Genomic DNA, 17,228 nt, shown 5'->3' on the forward strand with positions numbered 1-17,228 from the left:
AGTTCGCTCCTACGGAGCTTCCCGTTAGTTTCTTAATGGTTTTCCGTTTTGCAGCATGTACTGAATTCTTTCCAAAGTTTTTCTTTCCCCACAAAGCTGCAGGAAGGTTTCTCTTTCAAGATTCAATAGATACTGTTCTGTTACAACTGTTGGTTCGGATAGATTTCCACCTACCATTACGTTAGCTAGTTTATCAGCAATTTTCTTGTCGTGTGCAGAGATGAAGTTTCCGGTTAACATCTGGTCTGTTCCTACGTAGAACATTCCTAATGCATCTTTACCAAGAACTTTTACTTTCTGTTCGATGGGTTGGGTATATCCTTGTTCTGCTAATAGTTTCGCTACTTTTTTAGCTTCAGCAATCTGTCTGTTTTTGCTTACGGAAACAATGTCTTTCCCTTTTTCAAGGATTCCCATGTCATAAGCTTCATAAGCAGAAGTAGCTACTTTACCCATTGCGATATTCATGAATGCATCACGAAGTCTGTTATTTTTAACATCATCGTTGTGGAATTCTCTGGAAGTTCTTAAAGTAAGTTCTTTAGTACCACCACCGCCAGGGATTACCCCAACTCCGGTTTCTACGAGTCCGATATACGTTTCTGCGGCAGCAACCACTCTGTCAGCGTGCATTGTCATTTCGCATCCTCCACCTAAGGTCATTCCGTGAGGAGCAACTACTACAGGAATAGAGGAGTAGCGAACTCTCATCATTGATTTCTGGAAGTAAGCGATCGCCATATTCAAATCATCCCAATCCTGCTCAATAGCCATCATAAGGATCATTGCAAGGTTGGCGCCTACAGAGAAATTAGCTCCCTGGTTTCCTACAACTAATCCGTCATATTCTTTTTCTGCTAAATCAACCGCTCTGTTTAATCCGTCAAGAACTTCACCTCCAAGAGAGTTCATTTTTGAACGGATCTCGAAGTTGATGATTCCGTCTCCTAAATCTTCAATTGCAGCACCAGAATTGCTCCAGAGTGTTTTGTTTTTTCTGATATTATCTAAGATAATGAATGCATCCTGGCCTGGAATTTTATTGTATTCTCCTGAGTTTTTATCAACGTAAATACTTTGTCCTTCATCATTTACCTTATAGAAAGTTTCTACATTTTTCACCCAGTCAGAAACTTCGTATCCTGCATCTTTTGCCAGTTCTATACCTTTGGCAACCCCTACAGCATCCCAGATTTCAAATGGTCCGTTTTCCCATCCGAAACCTGCTCTCATGGCATCGTCAATTTTATAAACTTCGTCAGAAATTTCAGGAACTTTATGTGAAACGTAAGCGAATAATGCACCTAAAGATTTTCTGTATAATTCACCTGCCTTATCTTTACCTCCGATCAGAACTTTAAATCTGTCAATTGGTTTATCAATCGCTTTTGTTAATTCCAGTGTAGGGAATGATGATTTTCCTTGAAGTTCATACTCTAAAGTGTCAAGGTTTAATCCATGAATTTCAGATTTTCCCTCTGCATTTTTTACTTTTTTGTAAAAACCTTGTTCTGTTTTTGAACCCAGCCATTTATTATCCATCATTTTCTGGATATAAGAAGGAAGAGCAAATACATCATTGAAATCATTGGCTTCGGCACCGCTTTGACGAACTCCGTTGGCTACCATTACCAAAGTATCAAGACCTACAACATCAGCTGTTCTGAAAGTAGCAGATTTTGGACGTCCGATCACCGGACCTGTTAATTTATCAACATCAGAAACGGTAAGACCTAATTTCTGTACATTGTGAAGAAGGTCCATCATAGAGAATACTCCGATTCTGTTGGCGATGAAAGCAGGAGTATCTTTGGCTAAAACAGTTGTTTTACCTAAGAATTTTGCTCCGTAGTTCATATAAAAATCAATGATCTCAGGAGCTGTATCATTGGTAGGGATAATCTCTAGAAGAGGAAGATATCTTACCGGGTTGAAGAAGTGTGTCCCTGCGAAGTACTTTTTGAAATCTTCGCTTCTTCCTTCAGTAAGGAAATGAATAGGAATACCGGATGTATTAGAAGAAATCAATGTTCCCGGTTTTCTGAACTGTTCAATCTTTTCATACACAGACTTCTTGATATCAAGTCTTTCTACTACCACTTCAATGATCCAGTCTGTGTTTTTTATTTTCGGAAGATCATCATCGAAGTTTCCGATTGTAATTCTGTCTGCAAACTTTGGTGAATAAAGAAGTGCAGGACTTGCTTTTTTAAGCTTTTCAAAGTTTTCGGAAGCAATTCTGTTTCTTACTACCTTGTCATCTTTGGTCAAACCTTTTTTCTGTTCAGCTTCATTAAGTTCAAAAGGAACAATATCCAAGAGTGATACTTCAACACCGATGTTGGCGAAGTGAGCAGCGATACCGCTTCCCATAATTCCTGAACCAAGAACCGTTACATGTTTGATTCTTCTTTTCATATGTAAATTTTTATTTTTATAAGATTATATGATACCCAAAGGTTTCATCATAATTTATTTTCTGTTGTTTAATAATTCGTTTGCTATTTTCATGATTTCAGTCATCACGTCTTTGAAAGCCTCCAGTTTTTCCGGAGCTATTTTCTCCATCACCTTCTTGTTGAAGTTGACAACGACTTCTTTTGACATGTTTCTGGAGTTTAATCCTTTATCTGTAAGCTTTATAATTACCTCTCTTTTATCAGTGGTTGTCTTCTCCTTATAGATATATCCGTTGTCTTCCAGAAGTTTGATGATTCTCGTTAATGAAGTGGGTTCAATGGCCATCTTTGGACCAAGGTTGGTACTTCGGGTTCCTTCTTTTGGATCAATTTTAAGAAGAGTAAGCGCCTGTACCGCTGTGGAATCATGTTCCTGAGCTAGTTCTGTGTACATTTTAGAAACAGCCAACCAGGTCTGTTTTAAAATTAAATCTACGTTTTCTATTTTTTCTTTATTATTATCCATCATTTTTGCGCCAATGGTTTTACCCAAATTTAGTAAATATTATGCATGCATAGTATTTATTAACGTTAAATTTTGTTAATAACCTGAGAATAAATAGATTAAATTGTATGATTAGCATAATACTATGCATGCATAGTATGTAGATTAATCAAAAAAAACCTAGTATTAATGAATGTTTGGAACTAAATTAATGATTTCTTCAAAGGATTCACATTGGTAAATAGAAGAATCTTTAGTGATTACCCAAAAATCATTCTGAAACTCGAAATTTAGAGCAGACAGGTCTTTTTGGAAGTTTTTTTGAAGCAGAGAATACAGCATTTCCTTGTGAAACTGCGGTGCCGAGATAAAAGGCGGAATAAAAGTTTCATTGATTTGAAATAATGATGCATCGGTGAGTTCCTCATGCTGAAGAAGAACATCCTCAACAATTCCAGAATACAGCTGATTGTCCTTTACATACCATATCTTGTCTGCAAATTCTTTGGCCAGCCTCCAATCATGGGAAGAAAACAGGATCAGTTTATTCTGTTCTTTAGCCAGTTTTCTCAAAGTTTTCAGAATAATGATTTTGTTTTTTTCGTCCAGGTGGGTAGTGGGTTCATCCAGAATGATGATTGGGGAATTTTGAGTTATTGCCCGCCCGATAAAAGCTTTCTGAAGGTTTCCGTCTGAGAGATTTTTCAGTAAGGTATATCTGTATTGATTTAAATCCAGTTCTTCAATGATGTGGGCAACTTCTTCACGGTCTTCTTTTTTTAACTCAAAATAAAATGGGTAGTAGATGTATTTCCCCAAAGAAATAAGATCCTCAACCGTATAATGCTGCGGAATAACCGATTTTGAAAAAACAATAGCAATATTCTCCGCAATTTCTTTTACAGAAAGACTTTTTACATTTTTCCCATTCATAGAAATTTCCCCATTCAGTAAAGGCATCTGGTGCAGAATAGATTTGATCAGCGTTGTTTTTCCTACACCATTATTACCAATCAGCAGACACACATCACCAAGCTTCAAGTCCGCATTGGCATTGGAAATTAAAGTTGTATTGTAGCCGATATTTGCCTGTCTGATCTGTAGATGCATAGTTGATTTGATTATACGCGAATGCGCAGAATGTTTTTACAAAAATAAGGTTTTAAGGTGCAAGGAATCTGACTTTATTAATTTTTATTTATAAGTTATTTACAATTCTTGTAACACCGTTTTTGAAAACATCAGATTGAAAATTGAGCAATAGTCCTAATTTACAGTTGGACATTTTTAAATAAGTTAAAAGCTGTGCTTTATGAACAGGTGATATATATTCAACAGTTTTTATTTCCAGAATTACTTTGTTTTCAATCATCAGGTCAAGTTTGAAAGCATTGTCTATTTTCAAATCTTCATAAACGATTGGTAAAAGTTTTTGCTTTTCTATTAGAAAACCTGCTTTTTTTAGTTCATAGAACAGACATTCTTCATATACATGCTCAAATAATCCTGCTCCAAGTTTTTTATGAATTTTTAATCCTGTTTCAAAAACAATTTTTGAAATTTCATTTTCTGTCATTTGTGGTGTTTTTTGAATATAAATATATGAATAGTTAAGAAAGTACAGGAAAAGGGTAATAATTTATTTAGGTATGTTGTGGGGTAAACGCAAAGGCGCAAGGTTTTTTAATGTGATATGTATATATTTTAAGGCGCAAGAAAATCAAAGATTTTCAGCAAGCGTATGAATATTATTCTAATGACTTAAGTAGGTAAAGTGAGTTTTGTTGAAGAAATTATTTTGATACCATTTATGGAGAAGGAGTTGTTAAATATGGTTTCTATTTTTACGAAAAAATCAAAAATTTTTAGCAAACAGGCATACATAATTGTGATTTAAATATTTGGTTTTCAATTTTATCGTAGATAAAATCTTTGCGCCTTAAATTTACAGATCTTTTAAAAAGCCTTGCGTCTTTGCGCTTACTCAAAAAACTATACTTTATTCTGTTTTAAAAGCATCATCAGAATCACAGGAATCCCAAATACAGAGCTTATTACATTCAGAGGGATCTGTGTTTTTTCTGCAATAACTGAGAAAAGCAGCATGATAAGCATTCCCAGAAACATATTAAGAATCCATTGCTGCCATAATCTGGATGGATTATAGACAAGTCTGCAGAAGTGAGGGACAATAATTCCTATAAAGAGAATAGGTCCTAAAAATGCAGTAACAGAAGCTGATAGGAGAGAAGATGCAACTATTATTAGAAGTTTCAGCTGTTTCAGATTTACTCCTAAACTTTGTGCATAGGAATTTCCAAGAGAGTTTCCAATAAGTGGTTTTATGGCCCTGAAACAGATCAATACTCCAATTAAAACTAAAACAAACAACACATAGATCTGATTTCTGGTCACCATATTATTGGCTCCGAAAGACCATAATATATAGTTTTTCAAGCTTTGATTCTCCGCATAAAACTGAAGTAATGATACAATGGCCCCGGCAAAAGCAGATACAAGAAACCCAAAAATAATGAGATAAGATTTGTCCTGAAATCTGTTAGACATTGACAGCAATATCAGCATTAACAGCAAACTCCCTCCAATAGCTGATAAACTGAGAAAACTGTTCTGTATAAACTCGGGAAGTACAATATTGTGGGAGAAGAAAATATAAAAGGCGACAGACAGGCTGGCAACCGAAGTAATTCCTAATATATCAGGTCCTGCGAGCGGATTTTGAAAATATTCTTGCATCAGAAAACCTGATGTAGGAATTGATATTCCGGCCAGCATCATTACTAAAACACGGTTGATACGGATTTCGGCAATTTGGTTATGACCAGAATCCAGAAAGAAATCCTGGAAGCTTAAACTTAAAAATCCTGTATTCAGATTGATGACAGCACTTATTATAATGGCAATCACAAATAGCAAACACAGGATTTTAAATCTTTTTGACATGATTCAGAAAGAGTTCAGTCTATTGTTATTGTAAGAAAGAATCGATTTTTGAATTTAATACATCCTCCGTCATCATTCCCAGATATTCATCGGTTTTATCTCCTTTTCTCATGAAAGTAAAGGGAATAGAACCTCCGTCCCATTGTTTGAAATTGGAAGTGAAGAAATTCTGATCTAGTTTTTGTCCATCAAGTAAGATAACACTTTTTCCCAGCTTATTTTCTGTTGCAAAATTCTTTACAGCACCAGCCCAATCAGCTTTATCATCAAGGTTTATGAAAGTAAATTTTACCGGTTTACCCTTCAGTTCCTCCATTTTACTTTTAAAACTTGGAATTTCTCTCATGCATGGACCGCACCAGGTTGCAAAAAAATTGGTGACGTATAGAGTATCATTGTTTTTTGCTAAATACTGACTTACATTTTCAGGAGAAAGTTCTTTGGGAATATATGTACTTTCTTCAGCACCTGTAGGTTGAGTTACAGAAAGAGAATCTGCTGCTGCAGTATTTTCAGTTTTCTGGCCTTCTTTTTTACAGCTGTACAATGCAGTAAGGAGTAACGTGGATAAAATTATCTTCTTCATAAATTATTTTTTATCTATTTTTGAATTGAAGTTATGGAACAACAAATCTATAAAGGAAAACTGATACAGTTTCATCCGTTAAAAATAGCGAAAAAGGAAGAGCTGACCAAAAATACTTTTTCTCTGGAGTTTGATATTCCTGAGAATTTAAAAGAAAATTTCAGGTTTGAAGCCGGGCAGTTCGTCAGTATAAAATTTCAAGCACATGGTAAAGAGGTTATTAATGATTATTCAATGACTTCGGCACCTTATGAGGAAAAAATATGTCTGGGAATAAAGATGAATTCTCTTGAAGGTGCAGCCTCTCAGTTATTTCAAAACTATAATGTGAATGATATTCTATGGGTGAGTGAACCTGCAGGAAGATTTACATTGGTTTCCAAGCCCAGTGAGTTCAGAACCATTGTAGCCTTTGCTGCCGGTATTGGGATAACCCCGATCTTGAGCCATTTTAAAAATATCCTTCATACAGAACCCAGAACCCGTTTATTTTTATTTTTTGGAAATAAGAGCTCAGAAGATCTGGTGTACCGGGATCAGCTTGATAATCTTGCAAGAACATGTGGTGACAGACTTCAGATATTTTACTTCTTTTCGCAGGAGAAAACGGGAGATCAGTTTTTTTATGGCAGATTGGATGCCAAGAAATTAAATCTTATCATCAACCAGATTCTCCATTTGGATGATACCGATGAAGAATCTACGATCTGGGATGCTGTGGACGAAGTGCTGATCTGCGGAAAAGGAGAAATGATCAAGACACTGGCCAATGCCTGCTATCACCACGGGATTCCGAAAAAGAATATCCATTTTGAACTTTTTGAGGAATTTAATGATGATATTTATCCTGTAGAAAAAGAATTTCCTCTGATTGAAAATATAGAGGTTGAATTTACCATGTTCGGAAAAAAATATACTACTCATCTACCTGATAACAAGGACAAAATCCTGCAGCAGCTTCTGATTCAGAAGTTCCCGGTTCCTTATTCATGCAAATCCGGAATCTGTGGAAGCTGTGAATGTTCTTTAGAGGAGGGTGAAGTGGAACTGCTGGAAAATGAGTATCTTACTGAAAAAGAGGAAGGGCAGGGACATATATTAGCTTGTATGTCTATTGTGAAAAGTAAAAAAATAAAGCTTAACTTTGATCTTAGTTGAGAGCTATTAGGAACATATTTAACCTGGGTTTTATATCATTGGAATTGGGAATTCTGATGATATGTTTCTGTAATGTGTGGGTTTTTGGGCTTACCAATGGGAGAACCTATACTAAAATCTCAAAAATTCCACCAAGGGAAGTCGCATTGGTTCTCGGGACATCTCCGAAAATGAGATCCGGAAAATCTAATCCGTATTTTACGAAAAGAATGGATGCTGCAGCTCTTCTTTACCACCATGGGAAAATCAAGAAAATTATAGTGAGTGGGGAGAAGAGTACAGGGTACAATGAACCGAGAGCAATGAAAAATTACCTGGTTTATCTGGAAGGTGTTCCTGAAGATATTATTATGGAAGACCCGAAAGGTTTCAATACCTATAAAAGTATTCTCCGTTGTAAGGACGTTTATAAAAAGAAAAATGTCATTATTGTATCTCAGGGATATCATAACCTGAGGGCCTTGTTTTTTGCGAGAAATAATGATATGAACGCTTTGGGATTTGATGCTCAGGATGTCACAAAATCTGAAAGCTTCTACAGAAATCAGACGAGGGAAATCCTCGCCCGTGTGATTGCTGTAGTCTATTTTATTTTAGGCGTTTCTCCGGATTAGAAAGGATATCCGAACGCGATATTAACAGTAGGCTTAAAAGGCTGGAAATATTTGAATCTCCATCGGTCTCCATCAGGTTTATTCGGGTCATAGATCTTGTAAGCAAGGTCAATTCTGGCTGTTACATAAGCGATATTAAGCCTTAATCCGAATCCACTTCCGATACCCACCTGCTTCAGAAATTTATTGAATTTAAACTCATCTCCATATCCGTCATTATAGTTGCGAAGGCTCCAGGTATTTCCTATATCTGTAAATAAAGCACCCTCATAGGTCTTATTGAATGGAATTCGGTATTCAATATTGGTGGTAAGCTTTAGATTATCTGTCATATAAGTACGTACTCTTTCGTCCACCTGAGAATCTGCAGGGCCTAATCCTCCGAATGCCACCCAGGCTCTGATATCGTTGGAACCTCCATTGAAATATGATTTAATGATCGGCATATCCTGAGAATTCCCATACGGTATTCCAACCCCGATAAACTGGCGAAGTACCAACGTCTGGTTTCCATTGAATTTGAAATACTTTCTGGCATCAATATCAAATTTTACAAACTGTGCATAGGGTAATCCGAAAATGGTTTTTTGAGGACCGGTAACAACACCGCCATCGTTATCTTTTTTATTGAATAAGCTTAAAATGTTACCCGCGAGTTCTACTTTTCCATTAAAATAAAATGCGTTTGGATATTCTTTTTTCCCGATTTCACTGTATACAAAGTTATAAATCATGGAAGAAATAAGAACATCCTGTGTCTGTCTGTCTTTGTTAACCAATGTTCCTCTGAAGGCTGTCAAAAGATCAGTTCCCTGTTGATTAAGACTCGCACGGTAAGCATCGTTCTCGATAATCTTTTTTGAAACTTCATCTACGCTGAGTTTTCCATCTTTATAATCTTGTCCGGTTTGTTGAGTTTCCGGGTTAAACATAAAATAATTCCCGAAAACCTCATCTTTTACCCTTCCGTCATTCACAAAGTAATCGTAATAAGCATCTTTATTTTTTGTCAGACTGACCTGAGTGTTGAATAAAGTAAGTTTATGATACACCTGATCATTAACACTTGCCTGGTAGTTTAGCCCCGTATTGAAAATCAATCTTCCCAACCCGATATTGTTCTGTATAGATGCCCCCAATAAAATAGATGAAGTAGGGGTATATCGTTTAGGAATAAATTTATAATAATTAAACGGAAGCAAAAGCCTCGGGAAATTCAATGATGCCTGAGCAGATATTTCATAGGCGGCAACTCTTTTATCAATATCCTTGGTACTTCTGATAGATCCAAATGTCCCTGAAAGGCTTGTAGAAAGGTTTTCTGCCCCTCTGAAAACGTTTCGGGTAGTAAGGTCTACGGAAGGAGAAATTCCGAGGTTTAAGACCTGAGAATAATTAATATCAGTTCCCAGTTTAAACTCATACTTTGGAAGTGGTTTCAATACATATAAAACATCAACAATACTGTCATTAGGTGAAGCCATTCCTCCTTGTCTCAGGGAGTCTCTTGCTTTAACGATGCTGAAATTGTTCATCGCCAAAAGATTTCTCTTGGTTACGTCAAGTTTAGTCTGGTCGAAAACCTTTTTATTATCGGGAATAATGGCTCTCCAAATGGATGAAAGTTTATATTTGTCATTCATCGTATGGAATCTTATTCTTCTTAAGCTGTCTTTTTTTGTATTTTTAGGGTAATCACCCGGTTCATCTACAATCGCAACATCTATATTTCCGAAAGTTGAAATCTTATAAGGAGTATCCAGAGAATCTTTATGAATTTCCAGTGTCAAAGGAACCTGCTTTCTGTTTTTAAGAGAATCCGCTACAAAGTAAACTTCATCATTGGAGGCATTGAATCTGTAGAACCCAAACTCCCTCATCAGATCAGTAATCCGGGTTACTTCTCTTTCAAGAACAGTCTGATCAAGTATCTGTCCGGATCTTATAAGACTTCTGTTCAGATTATAATTGTAGTAACCTTTAATCCCCTGATCCGGAATATTGTAAAAATAATCCTTGATCCGGGTAGGATCGTTATGTTTAATGGAATAATTTACAGCTGCTTTTTTTGAAGCGGAATCCAGAGTATGCTTAAATGTTACATCAGCATCCCAATATCCTCTGTAAGTAAGTCTTTTTTTAATAGATTCAGCACTTTTTTCACTTCTGGTCTGATCAAGAATCACCGGCGGAGTTCCCCAATTGTGCAATAAACGATCAAACAGCAGGCTTTTTCCAACACTGCTTTTCATATTATATTTAAGGAATAAAGAGTCTCTCAGTTTTTGATTTCTCATTTCACCGGGATAGGTTATATATTCATTAAGTATTGTATCGTATTTCGTGTCAGCCATATTGTACAGAAGAAGACTTAATGGCATGAAAAGAAATTGCTTTTTATTGGGCTTTTGCTGAATGTAATCTTTCAGTTCCTCATCGAAAAATTCTTTCTTATCCTCGAACCCTAATGTATTCTTGGTAAGCAGATATTCGCCTTCAGGAACTTTTTTTGTCGTACTACAAGCATAAAGGAGACCAACAAATGTTGCAAATGAGATAATTTTATAATATTTTTGAGGAGAATTCTTATAATGCTTACAGCTCATACAATAAAAGTTTTACAATCTTTAGATAAAAAGAAGTTCAGACAAAAATACAATTTGTTTTTGGTTGAAGGTAATAAAATCATTTGTGAACTTTTTAATTCTAACTTTAAAGTTAAAGAAATATTATCAACCGATCCACAAAAATTGGACCGTACTGATATTCCTGTTACCCATATCTCTGAAAATGAATTAAAAAAAATTAGTTTTCTTAAAACGCCCAAAGATTCCGTAGCGGTATGTTATCTTGCTGAGGAAGAAAAATTGACGGATAAGAATATACAGCTGGTTTTGGATGGAATACAGGATCCCGGAAATTTAGGAACAATTATACGATTGGCAGACTGGTTCGGAATAGAACAGATCATCTGTAGTGAAGATACCGTAGATGTCTACAACCCAAAGGTGATTCAGGCTACGATGGGCTCTTTTACCAGAGTTAATGTTGTGTATACTGATCTTGTGGAATATCTTTCTGCAACAGAAAATATAAATATCGGAACGGATATGGAAGGGGAGAATATTTATACGTTTGAAAAACCTGAAAAGATCAATCTGATTTTAGGAAATGAAGGAAACGGAATGAGACCGGAAACTGAAAAGCTTTTACAAAAAAGTATCAGTATTCCGAGATTTGGAAAATCCCAGTCTACAGAAAGCCTGAATGTATCAATGGCTGCCGGGATTATTTTAGGACAGTTGTTTTCAAAATAGAAGCTAGAAACTAGAGGTTAGAATTGAGTACAAACTACTTATAAATATACGCTAACTTCTAGTTTCTAACACCTAACTTCTATATCAATTGTTCCATGCTGGAAACACTTTTATTTTTCTGATAAACCTCCATTTTTTTTCTGACATACTTCAGGGCTATAGGAGCGAGGTAGATCAATGCTGCACCAATCAGTTTTTTCTTCCAGTTGGAGCTTTTCATATTCTTTTTGGCGTAGTTTCCTACGATAGCGGTAACGCCTAGTTTAACAAGACTGTCTGTAATATTCCCTCCTTTAAAAGCAGAGCTTGCAATTCCTACAGCTGTATTTTTGTTGATCAGTAGATCTTTTACTTCTGAGGTAAGCTGTTTGGCGATGACGTCCTTTCTCAGAACCACTTTTTCATCACCGTCTTCATCTATCTTTTCCTGAAGGTACTGGTCACTTAATCCGTTGGTAAATGCACTCAGGCTTTCCTTCGTGTTTTTGAAGGTAAGAAGGTTCTCCAGATCACTTATTTCCCCCTGAAGCAGTTTTTTCTTTCTTCTTAATTCTTCTATGCTCTCGTATTGTCTGCTCATAGTTTAATGATTTAAAAATTTAATAACCTGATCTGCAACAGTATTTACGATCTTAGTTTTGAAGGCAACAACAAACGCCATTACCAGTGCATAGAATGCAGCAACAATTAAGAATCCGTAAGAGTAATTATCCAGAGCTTTTCCGATAAGGAAAGCAATTCCAAAATTGAAAAGGATAATAAAAAAAGCAAAAGCAACAAGCAGTACTACAAAGTAAGTGATGAGTCCGGCAGAAAGAGACGACTTTTCAGTCGCTTCAATTTTCAGAAGATCTATTCTCTTGGAGGCATATTCTTTAATAGTTTCTATCATCGTTTTTTTTTAAAGTTACAAAAAAAGGAACTTTCGTACAAAAGTTCCTTTCTGTAATTTACTTAAAAGAATAAATTACTTATTTTTTCAGATCATTCAGTTCTGCTTCTACATCTTTTGCCAAATCTGCAGTTTTAGAAACAATCTGATCTTTGTATTTATCATATCCGTCTTTCACAGTATGTGCTACGCTGCTTGCTGTTTCTTTGAAAGTAGAAGAAATATTGCCATATTGGTCTTTTACTTTTTCAGAAACCTCTCCGTATTTATTTTTGGCCTGATCTTTAAGATCACTAGCCTTATCCTTTATCTTTTTTCTGGTTTCTTTACCTTCTTCCGGTGCATAAAGCATTCCTAAGATTACACCTGCCGCAGCACCTGCAAGAAGTCCTGCCAATATACCTGCTGTATTATTTCCTTTTCTAGACATTTTAAGTTTTTTAATAATTAATAATAGATTAGTTTTTACAGTAATAAAACTTACAATTTGTATACCAAAGGAGGCTTGAAGCCTATTAAAAATTGTTAAATCTTTTCGATGTGAGATAGAATAAGTTCAATAGTTTCTTCTTTGGTCAATTCTGAGTTATCAATAATGATAGCGTCCTCAGCCTGCTTCAGAGGGGCTATTTCACGCTCGCTGTCAATCTTGTCCCGTTCTATAAGGTTTTGTTTTACCTGCTCCTTATCTGCTTCAATTCCCAGGCCCTGCAGTTCCAGAAATCTTCTGCTGGTCCTTTCATCAATGCTGGCAGTAAGAAAAAACTTATAGTCTGCATTTGGCAGAACTACTGTCCCAATGTCACGTCCGTCCATAATGACACCTCCTTTTTCTGCCAAAGTGCGCTGTGACTGCAGTAAAAAATCTCTTACTTCTTTCTGTTTGGCAACAAGGCTTACATTGTCAGATACAATATTGGTGCGGATTTCTTTGGAAATATCTGTATCATTAAGGAAAAGGATAAGTGTTCCGTTGTTGTTTTTAAACTCAAGGCTGATCTGATCTAAGGAAGAGAATAGTGTATTCAGATCAATTCTCCCATTTTCGTCCAGGCAATGCTGCAATGCATACCAGGTAACTCCCCGGTAGAGAGCTCCTGTGTCCATATGAATAAGTCCCAGTTTATCTGCAATGATTTTAGAGATAGAACTTTTTCCGGTAGACGAGTACCCATCGATAGCAATTACAGGTTTTTTCATACTGCAAATTTCAAGATTTTTTCTTAAAAATCAAGAGGAAGTAAGAAAATTTCAGAATAATTAAGAAAATTTCAGCCGGAAAGATTTATTCTCCTCTGTGGCTGGAAAGGTCCATAGAAATTCCTATCTGATTGACATTGGAAGAGTTGTGGTATCTCACGTGAGCATAATCTATGCGGAATCTGGACACTTTTACTCCAAATCCTGCAGAAAGTCCTGAGAAGTTTCTTTGATCTGCAACCGCCAGCTCATTTCCTCTTTTTACATTATAACCCAATCGGATGTTGAAATTCTTTTCCGGAAACAATTCAGCTCCCAATGAAAAGTGATCTGCAATTTTTCTGCCGGCATTCACTTTCTGCCCGTCCAGGTTATATTCTGAAGAAATATCAAACTTCTGCAGATCATGTGCCGTAATGGTGATTGCAAGAGGGAAGTTCTTGATTGTTCTGGTATAGCCAAGATCAATTCTGAAAGGAAGATTTTCTCTTGTTCCATTGAATGATTTCAGCTGAAAACCAAAATTTCTCATCACCAAAGAAACTACTTCTTTGTTCTTTTTGTTATGATAGGTAACTCCCGCTGTTCCTGAAATTGCGGAAGAAGTATAGTTGTCAATTTTTGAGGTAACAAAATTAAGGCCTCCACCAATCGTCCAGTCTTCTTCAAACTGGTAGGCATAGCCTGCACCAATGGCTACATCCGAAGCTTTGAATTCTCCGTTTTCGAAACCGCTTTCATCCGTTCTTGGTGTACTTCCATAGCTCATATACCTGGCATTGATGGTGGCCATATGGCCATTATCAAAGTCTTTGGCATAAGCAATAGTTCCGTATTTTGAATCGGCAAGATAAGCTGTTGCGTTTACAGAAAGCTGTTTGTCAGAATCTCTATTTAACAGGGCAGGGTTTGCAATAGCAAAGGAAACATCATAATCTCTTATCGAAATTGCGTCGCCACCCAAAGCAGCCTGTCTTGCAGATACAGGTACATTTAAGAACGGATAAACATTTGTTCCTGTTTGCGCATAAGAAACAATTCCTGATAGAAATAATGAAAAAATGATAATTTTCTTCAACTCAATTTATAATTAATGCAAAAATAATCCTTTTTCGTACTTTTCAAAATATTTCTTACATTATTTCTATTTAATATTTTTCTTTCATCAATATCTTTAATGATTATATTTGCAAAATCAAATTCCGGGGAAACCCATACAAATAAAAAGTTACTAAAAATAAAAGATGAAATATAAAAGAATCCTTCTGAAACTAAGCGGTGAGGCCTTAATGGGAAACAGACAATATGGTATTGATACCGAAAGACTGCAGGAATATGCTGTTGAGATCAAGAAAGTAGTCGAAAAAGGCTGTGAAGTTGCGATCGTCATTGGAGGAGGAAATATTTTCCGTGGTGTTGCAGGAGCTGCAAAAGGTATGGACAGGGTACAGGGAGACTATATGGGAATGCTGGCAACTGTAATTAACGGAATGGCGTTGCAGGGAGCATTGGAAGATGCAGGAATAAAGACAAGACTTCAGTCTGCTATCGAAATGGATAAAGTAGCAGAACCTTTCATCAAAAGAAGAGCAGTAAGACACCTTGAAAAAGGAAGAGTAGTAATCTTCGGAGCAGGAACAGGAAACCCTTATTTTACTACAGATACAGCGGCTACTTTAAGAGCAATCGAAATTGGAGCTGATGTGATCTTAAAAGGAACAAGAGTAGACGGAATCTATGACAGTGATCCTGAAAAAAATGCTGATGCTGTAAAATACAATTCATTATCTTTCGATGAAGTATTTGAAAAAAACCTTAAGGTAATGGATATGACTGCCTTTACTTTAAGCCACGAAAACAAGTTGCCAATTATCGTATTCGATATGAATAAAGACGGTAACCTGTCGAAAATTGTAGACGGAGAGAATGTAGGTACTTTGGTTGATTTATAATCAATCCTATAACTAAAAAATATAAAAACACCTGCCATGATTATTGTGGCAGGTGTTTTTGTTTTATATTGATTTTAATATTTATTGATCTGCCTCAATATTTTGCGTAGCATTTTCCTTTTCAACCAACGTATAATGGGAGAAAACCCATTCAATGATCTGATTTATTATTTTCATGATCATCTCAAGTTCGGTGACAGCAGTTACTCCCGGTACCAGTTTCACAACGTCAGGTTTGGGTAATGGCTGTTGTAAAATAAGACCGTTTACCTGAGGGGCAGACTTTGTTGCAGGAATACCATTATACATGCCCACATGTTGTACTGATAACTGAAGCATATAGTCTTGCAAAGTTTCAGGAGGTGTTTTGATGCTAATTGAGGAACTGCTTGAGTGTTGCAGCTGACCTGGAAGCGATTGGTTTTGTATTCTTGTATAGCTGGCTCCTGATTTTGAAGAATCATCAATAGCCATCTTCTGTAAAGCATTTAATATGGCGGCCGTCATATGTGTAGGAGCCTGACCATATATTGTTGCAATTTTTTCCAGTTCTGATACCGGCCAAGCATGAGGCACTACGTCCAGATCATTCCAGTGCATGGTATTCCAGCTTTGGTAAGTACCTGATTGTTGCTGCCATCCAGGTGGTAACGGTGGAAACTTACTATTGAACAGGCTTGCAAATGCGGCCTCACCCGGAGTTGGTCCGGCGGTAGGGTATACAAGCGTTACACCGAAAGCATTCAGATCTTTATTTTCTTTCAGATAAAGGGCAAGAGTAGGTGATAATGCTCCTGCAAGACTGTGTCCGCAAAATATAATAGCTGTACCGGGTTCCGGATGTAAGCCTGCAAGAAACTGCTGCAGTGTCGTATTAGGGGAAGCTGCAGAATGAGGACTTTCAAGTCCGAGAAGGATACTTACACCAGTCGCAGTACCTTTTGAAATATAAGGGTCACTGCCATTATAAGCTGTTGGAACGAAATTGGAAGGATTGTAAGTCGTCCAGTTCACCACTTCTGAAACTGAGAAATCTTCTGTTTCCCAATCGTAAAGTGATGATGGATTGGTTGCTGCAATAGCTACAACATAAGCAGGCAGTGTAGGACCTCCCGGAAATGCGAGAGCATCACATTTAGCTACATATAATGCATTGTCAGCAACTCCTGTAGGAACACCCTTTTCATCTTTTTCTTCAATCAGGGCAGGTCCCCAGACAAGATCCCAGTTTCCTAATACCGGAAGAACGGAAGGATCAGTTGTTGAAGGTGTTTCCTGGCCCATTATTTTAACCGGAGGAACATTGTTAAAATAATAGGATAAATCATACTGAAGCTGTTGCTGTAGCTGGATACCAAAACCGTTGTAGCCTCCGGCGCGGTTGGCAAGACCTGCCATACCAAATACTTGTTGATAGGCATCTAAAGATGGATTTGTCATGATTTGATGGGTTTAAATTAGTTTATAAAATAATTATGAATTTTTTAGATAAAATTCTCTCCTATGTGATATTGTAATCTCTATTGAGAACTTTACTAAATGATAAAGTAAAATAAGTTATAAAAAACGGCCTGCAAATCAGTAGAAATAACCAAAATGCCTCATAGGTATTTGTACCCGAAGTTTTTTGCTTTTGTTGAG

Annotated in this window: 17 protein-coding genes; 4 read left to right on the forward strand and 13 right to left on the reverse strand. The window is 36.5% G+C overall.

The window, feature by feature from the left end; genetic code table 11:
- Positions 1-24: 24 nt before the first annotated feature.
- The 6 genes from FW781_RS00310 to FW781_RS00335 all read right to left on the reverse strand — a co-directional run bounded on the left by FW781_RS00310 (position 25) and on the right by FW781_RS00335 (position 6,454).
- Entirely contained in the window at positions 25-2,418 is a 2,394-nt protein-coding gene (locus FW781_RS00310; RefSeq protein ID WP_149385594.1) for a 3-hydroxyacyl-CoA dehydrogenase/enoyl-CoA hydratase family protein, read from the reverse strand.
- Positions 2,419-2,472: 54 nt separating this feature from the next.
- Complete coding sequence (locus tag FW781_RS00315) at positions 2,473-2,925, reverse strand: MarR family winged helix-turn-helix transcriptional regulator (RefSeq protein WP_105703816.1); 453 nt, start codon at positions 2,923-2,925, stop codon at positions 2,473-2,475.
- Positions 2,926-3,090: 165 nt separating this feature from the next.
- The gene (locus FW781_RS00320) at positions 3,091-4,014 is read right to left on the reverse strand and encodes an ABC transporter ATP-binding protein (protein WP_149385595.1); all 924 of its coding nucleotides are present in this window, start codon (positions 4,012-4,014) and stop codon (positions 3,091-3,093) included.
- Between the two features lie 88 nt (positions 4,015-4,102).
- On the reverse strand, positions 4,103-4,480 hold the full coding sequence (locus FW781_RS00325) for a GxxExxY protein (protein ID WP_149385596.1): 378 nt from the start codon (positions 4,478-4,480) through the stop codon (positions 4,103-4,105).
- Positions 4,481-4,896: 416 nt separating this feature from the next.
- The gene (locus FW781_RS00330; RefSeq protein WP_172625631.1) at positions 4,897-5,868 is read right to left on the reverse strand and encodes a FecCD family ABC transporter permease; all 972 of its coding nucleotides are present in this window, start codon (positions 5,866-5,868) and stop codon (positions 4,897-4,899) included.
- 25 nt (positions 5,869-5,893) lie between these two features.
- Complete coding sequence (locus tag FW781_RS00335) at positions 5,894-6,454, reverse strand: TlpA family protein disulfide reductase (RefSeq protein ID WP_149385598.1); 561 nt, start codon at positions 6,452-6,454, stop codon at positions 5,894-5,896.
- Between the two features lie 33 nt (positions 6,455-6,487).
- Here FW781_RS00335 and FW781_RS00340 point away from each other — a divergent pair, with 33 nt between their 5' ends.
- Entirely contained in the window at positions 6,488-7,612 is a 1,125-nt protein-coding gene (locus FW781_RS00340; protein ID WP_149385599.1) for a ferredoxin--NADP reductase, read from the forward strand.
- Positions 7,613-7,668: 56 nt separating this feature from the next.
- Entirely contained in the window at positions 7,669-8,226 is a 558-nt protein-coding gene (locus FW781_RS00345; RefSeq protein WP_149385600.1) for a SanA/YdcF family protein, read from the forward strand.
- Here FW781_RS00345 and tamL read toward each other — a convergent pair.
- A complete protein-coding gene (gene tamL / locus FW781_RS00350) occupies positions 8,223-10,832 on the reverse strand; it encodes a translocation and assembly module lipoprotein TamL (protein WP_149385601.1) in 2,610 nt (869 codons plus the stop codon). The two genes, FW781_RS00345 and tamL, sit on opposite strands and share 4 nt — an antisense overlap.
- Between tamL and FW781_RS00355 the strand changes: the two genes are divergently transcribed.
- A complete protein-coding gene (locus tag FW781_RS00355) occupies positions 10,818-11,543 on the forward strand; it encodes a TrmH family RNA methyltransferase (protein ID WP_149385602.1) in 726 nt (241 codons plus the stop codon). The two genes, tamL and FW781_RS00355, sit on opposite strands and share 15 nt — an antisense overlap.
- Positions 11,544-11,622: 79 nt before the next feature.
- Here the strand turns inward: FW781_RS00355 and FW781_RS00360 are convergent, their stop codons facing one another.
- The 5 genes from FW781_RS00360 to porQ all read right to left on the reverse strand — a co-directional run bounded on the left by FW781_RS00360 (position 11,623) and on the right by porQ (position 14,713).
- Positions 11,623-12,123 carry a phosphoribosyl-ATP pyrophosphatase gene (locus FW781_RS00360; RefSeq protein ID WP_149385603.1) on the reverse strand — a complete coding sequence of 167 codons (501 nt, stop codon included), beginning with the start codon at positions 12,121-12,123 and terminating at the stop codon, positions 11,623-11,625.
- A 3-nt stretch (positions 12,124-12,126) separates the two neighbouring features.
- Positions 12,127-12,435, reverse strand: a complete 309-nt coding sequence (locus tag FW781_RS00365) for a phage holin family protein (protein ID WP_034694332.1) — start codon at positions 12,433-12,435, stop codon at positions 12,127-12,129.
- A gap of 79 nt (positions 12,436-12,514) precedes the next feature.
- A complete protein-coding gene (locus FW781_RS00370; protein ID WP_149385604.1) occupies positions 12,515-12,865 on the reverse strand; it encodes a YtxH domain-containing protein in 351 nt (116 codons plus the stop codon).
- 95 nt (positions 12,866-12,960) lie between these two features.
- Positions 12,961-13,635, reverse strand: a complete 675-nt coding sequence (gene cmk, locus FW781_RS00375) for a (d)CMP kinase (RefSeq protein WP_149385605.1) — start codon at positions 13,633-13,635, stop codon at positions 12,961-12,963.
- Between the two features lie 85 nt (positions 13,636-13,720).
- On the reverse strand, positions 13,721-14,713 hold the full coding sequence (gene porQ, locus FW781_RS00380; protein ID WP_149385606.1) for a type IX secretion system protein PorQ: 993 nt from the start codon (positions 14,711-14,713) through the stop codon (positions 13,721-13,723).
- Positions 14,714-14,879: 166 nt separating this feature from the next.
- Here porQ and pyrH point away from each other — a divergent pair, with 166 nt between their 5' ends.
- Positions 14,880-15,587 carry a UMP kinase gene (pyrH, locus tag FW781_RS00385; protein ID WP_047375127.1) on the forward strand — a complete coding sequence of 236 codons (708 nt, stop codon included), beginning with the start codon at positions 14,880-14,882 and terminating at the stop codon, positions 15,585-15,587.
- Positions 15,588-15,668: 81 nt separating this feature from the next.
- On the opposite strand, the gene FW781_RS00390 is transcribed toward pyrH, so the two are convergent.
- Positions 15,669-17,027 carry a lipase family protein gene (locus FW781_RS00390; RefSeq protein ID WP_149385607.1) on the reverse strand — a complete coding sequence of 453 codons (1,359 nt, stop codon included), beginning with the start codon at positions 17,025-17,027 and terminating at the stop codon, positions 15,669-15,671.
- Positions 17,028-17,228: the final 201 nt, after the last annotated feature.

It is taken from the genome of Chryseobacterium panacisoli (assembly GCF_008274625.1).
In the GTDB taxonomy this organism is placed as follows: Bacteria; Bacteroidota; Bacteroidia; order Flavobacteriales; family Weeksellaceae; genus Chryseobacterium; species Chryseobacterium panacisoli.

Excerpts from the sequence above, each read along its gene's own strand:
- FW781_RS00310 (WP_149385594.1), bottom strand. The coding sequence starts at position 2,418 with ATGAAAAGAAGAATCAAACATGTAACGGTTCTTGGTTCAGGAATTATG.
- FW781_RS00315 (WP_105703816.1), bottom strand. The coding sequence starts at position 2,925 with ATGGATAATAATAAAGAAAAAATAGAAAACGTAGATTTAATTTTAAAA.
- FW781_RS00320 (WP_149385595.1), bottom strand. The coding sequence starts at position 4,014 with ATGCATCTACAGATCAGACAGGCAAATATCGGCTACAATACAACTTTA.
- FW781_RS00325 (WP_149385596.1), bottom strand. The coding sequence starts at position 4,480 with ATGACAGAAAATGAAATTTCAAAAATTGTTTTTGAAACAGGATTAAAA.
- FW781_RS00330 (WP_172625631.1), bottom strand. The coding sequence starts at position 5,868 with ATGTCAAAAAGATTTAAAATCCTGTGTTTGCTATTTGTGATTGCCATT.
- FW781_RS00335 (WP_149385598.1), bottom strand. The coding sequence starts at position 6,454 with ATGAAGAAGATAATTTTATCCACGTTACTCCTTACTGCATTGTACAGC.
- FW781_RS00340 (WP_149385599.1), top strand. The coding sequence starts at position 6,488 with ATGGAACAACAAATCTATAAAGGAAAACTGATACAGTTTCATCCGTTA.
- FW781_RS00345 (WP_149385600.1), top strand. The coding sequence starts at position 7,669 with ATGATATGTTTCTGTAATGTGTGGGTTTTTGGGCTTACCAATGGGAGA.
- FW781_RS00355 (WP_149385602.1), top strand. The coding sequence starts at position 10,818 with ATGCTTACAGCTCATACAATAAAAGTTTTACAATCTTTAGATAAAAAG.
- tamL (WP_149385601.1), bottom strand. The coding sequence starts at position 10,832 with ATGAGCTGTAAGCATTATAAGAATTCTCCTCAAAAATATTATAAAATT.
- FW781_RS00360 (WP_149385603.1), bottom strand. The coding sequence starts at position 12,123 with ATGAGCAGACAATACGAGAGCATAGAAGAATTAAGAAGAAAGAAAAAA.
- FW781_RS00365 (WP_034694332.1), bottom strand. The coding sequence starts at position 12,435 with ATGATAGAAACTATTAAAGAATATGCCTCCAAGAGAATAGATCTTCTG.
- FW781_RS00370 (WP_149385604.1), bottom strand. The coding sequence starts at position 12,865 with ATGTCTAGAAAAGGAAATAATACAGCAGGTATATTGGCAGGACTTCTT.
- cmk (WP_149385605.1), bottom strand. The coding sequence starts at position 13,635 with ATGAAAAAACCTGTAATTGCTATCGATGGGTACTCGTCTACCGGAAAA.
- pyrH (WP_047375127.1), top strand. The coding sequence starts at position 14,880 with ATGAAATATAAAAGAATCCTTCTGAAACTAAGCGGTGAGGCCTTAATG.
- FW781_RS00390 (WP_149385607.1), bottom strand. The coding sequence starts at position 17,027 with ATGACAAATCCATCTTTAGATGCCTATCAACAAGTATTTGGTATGGCA.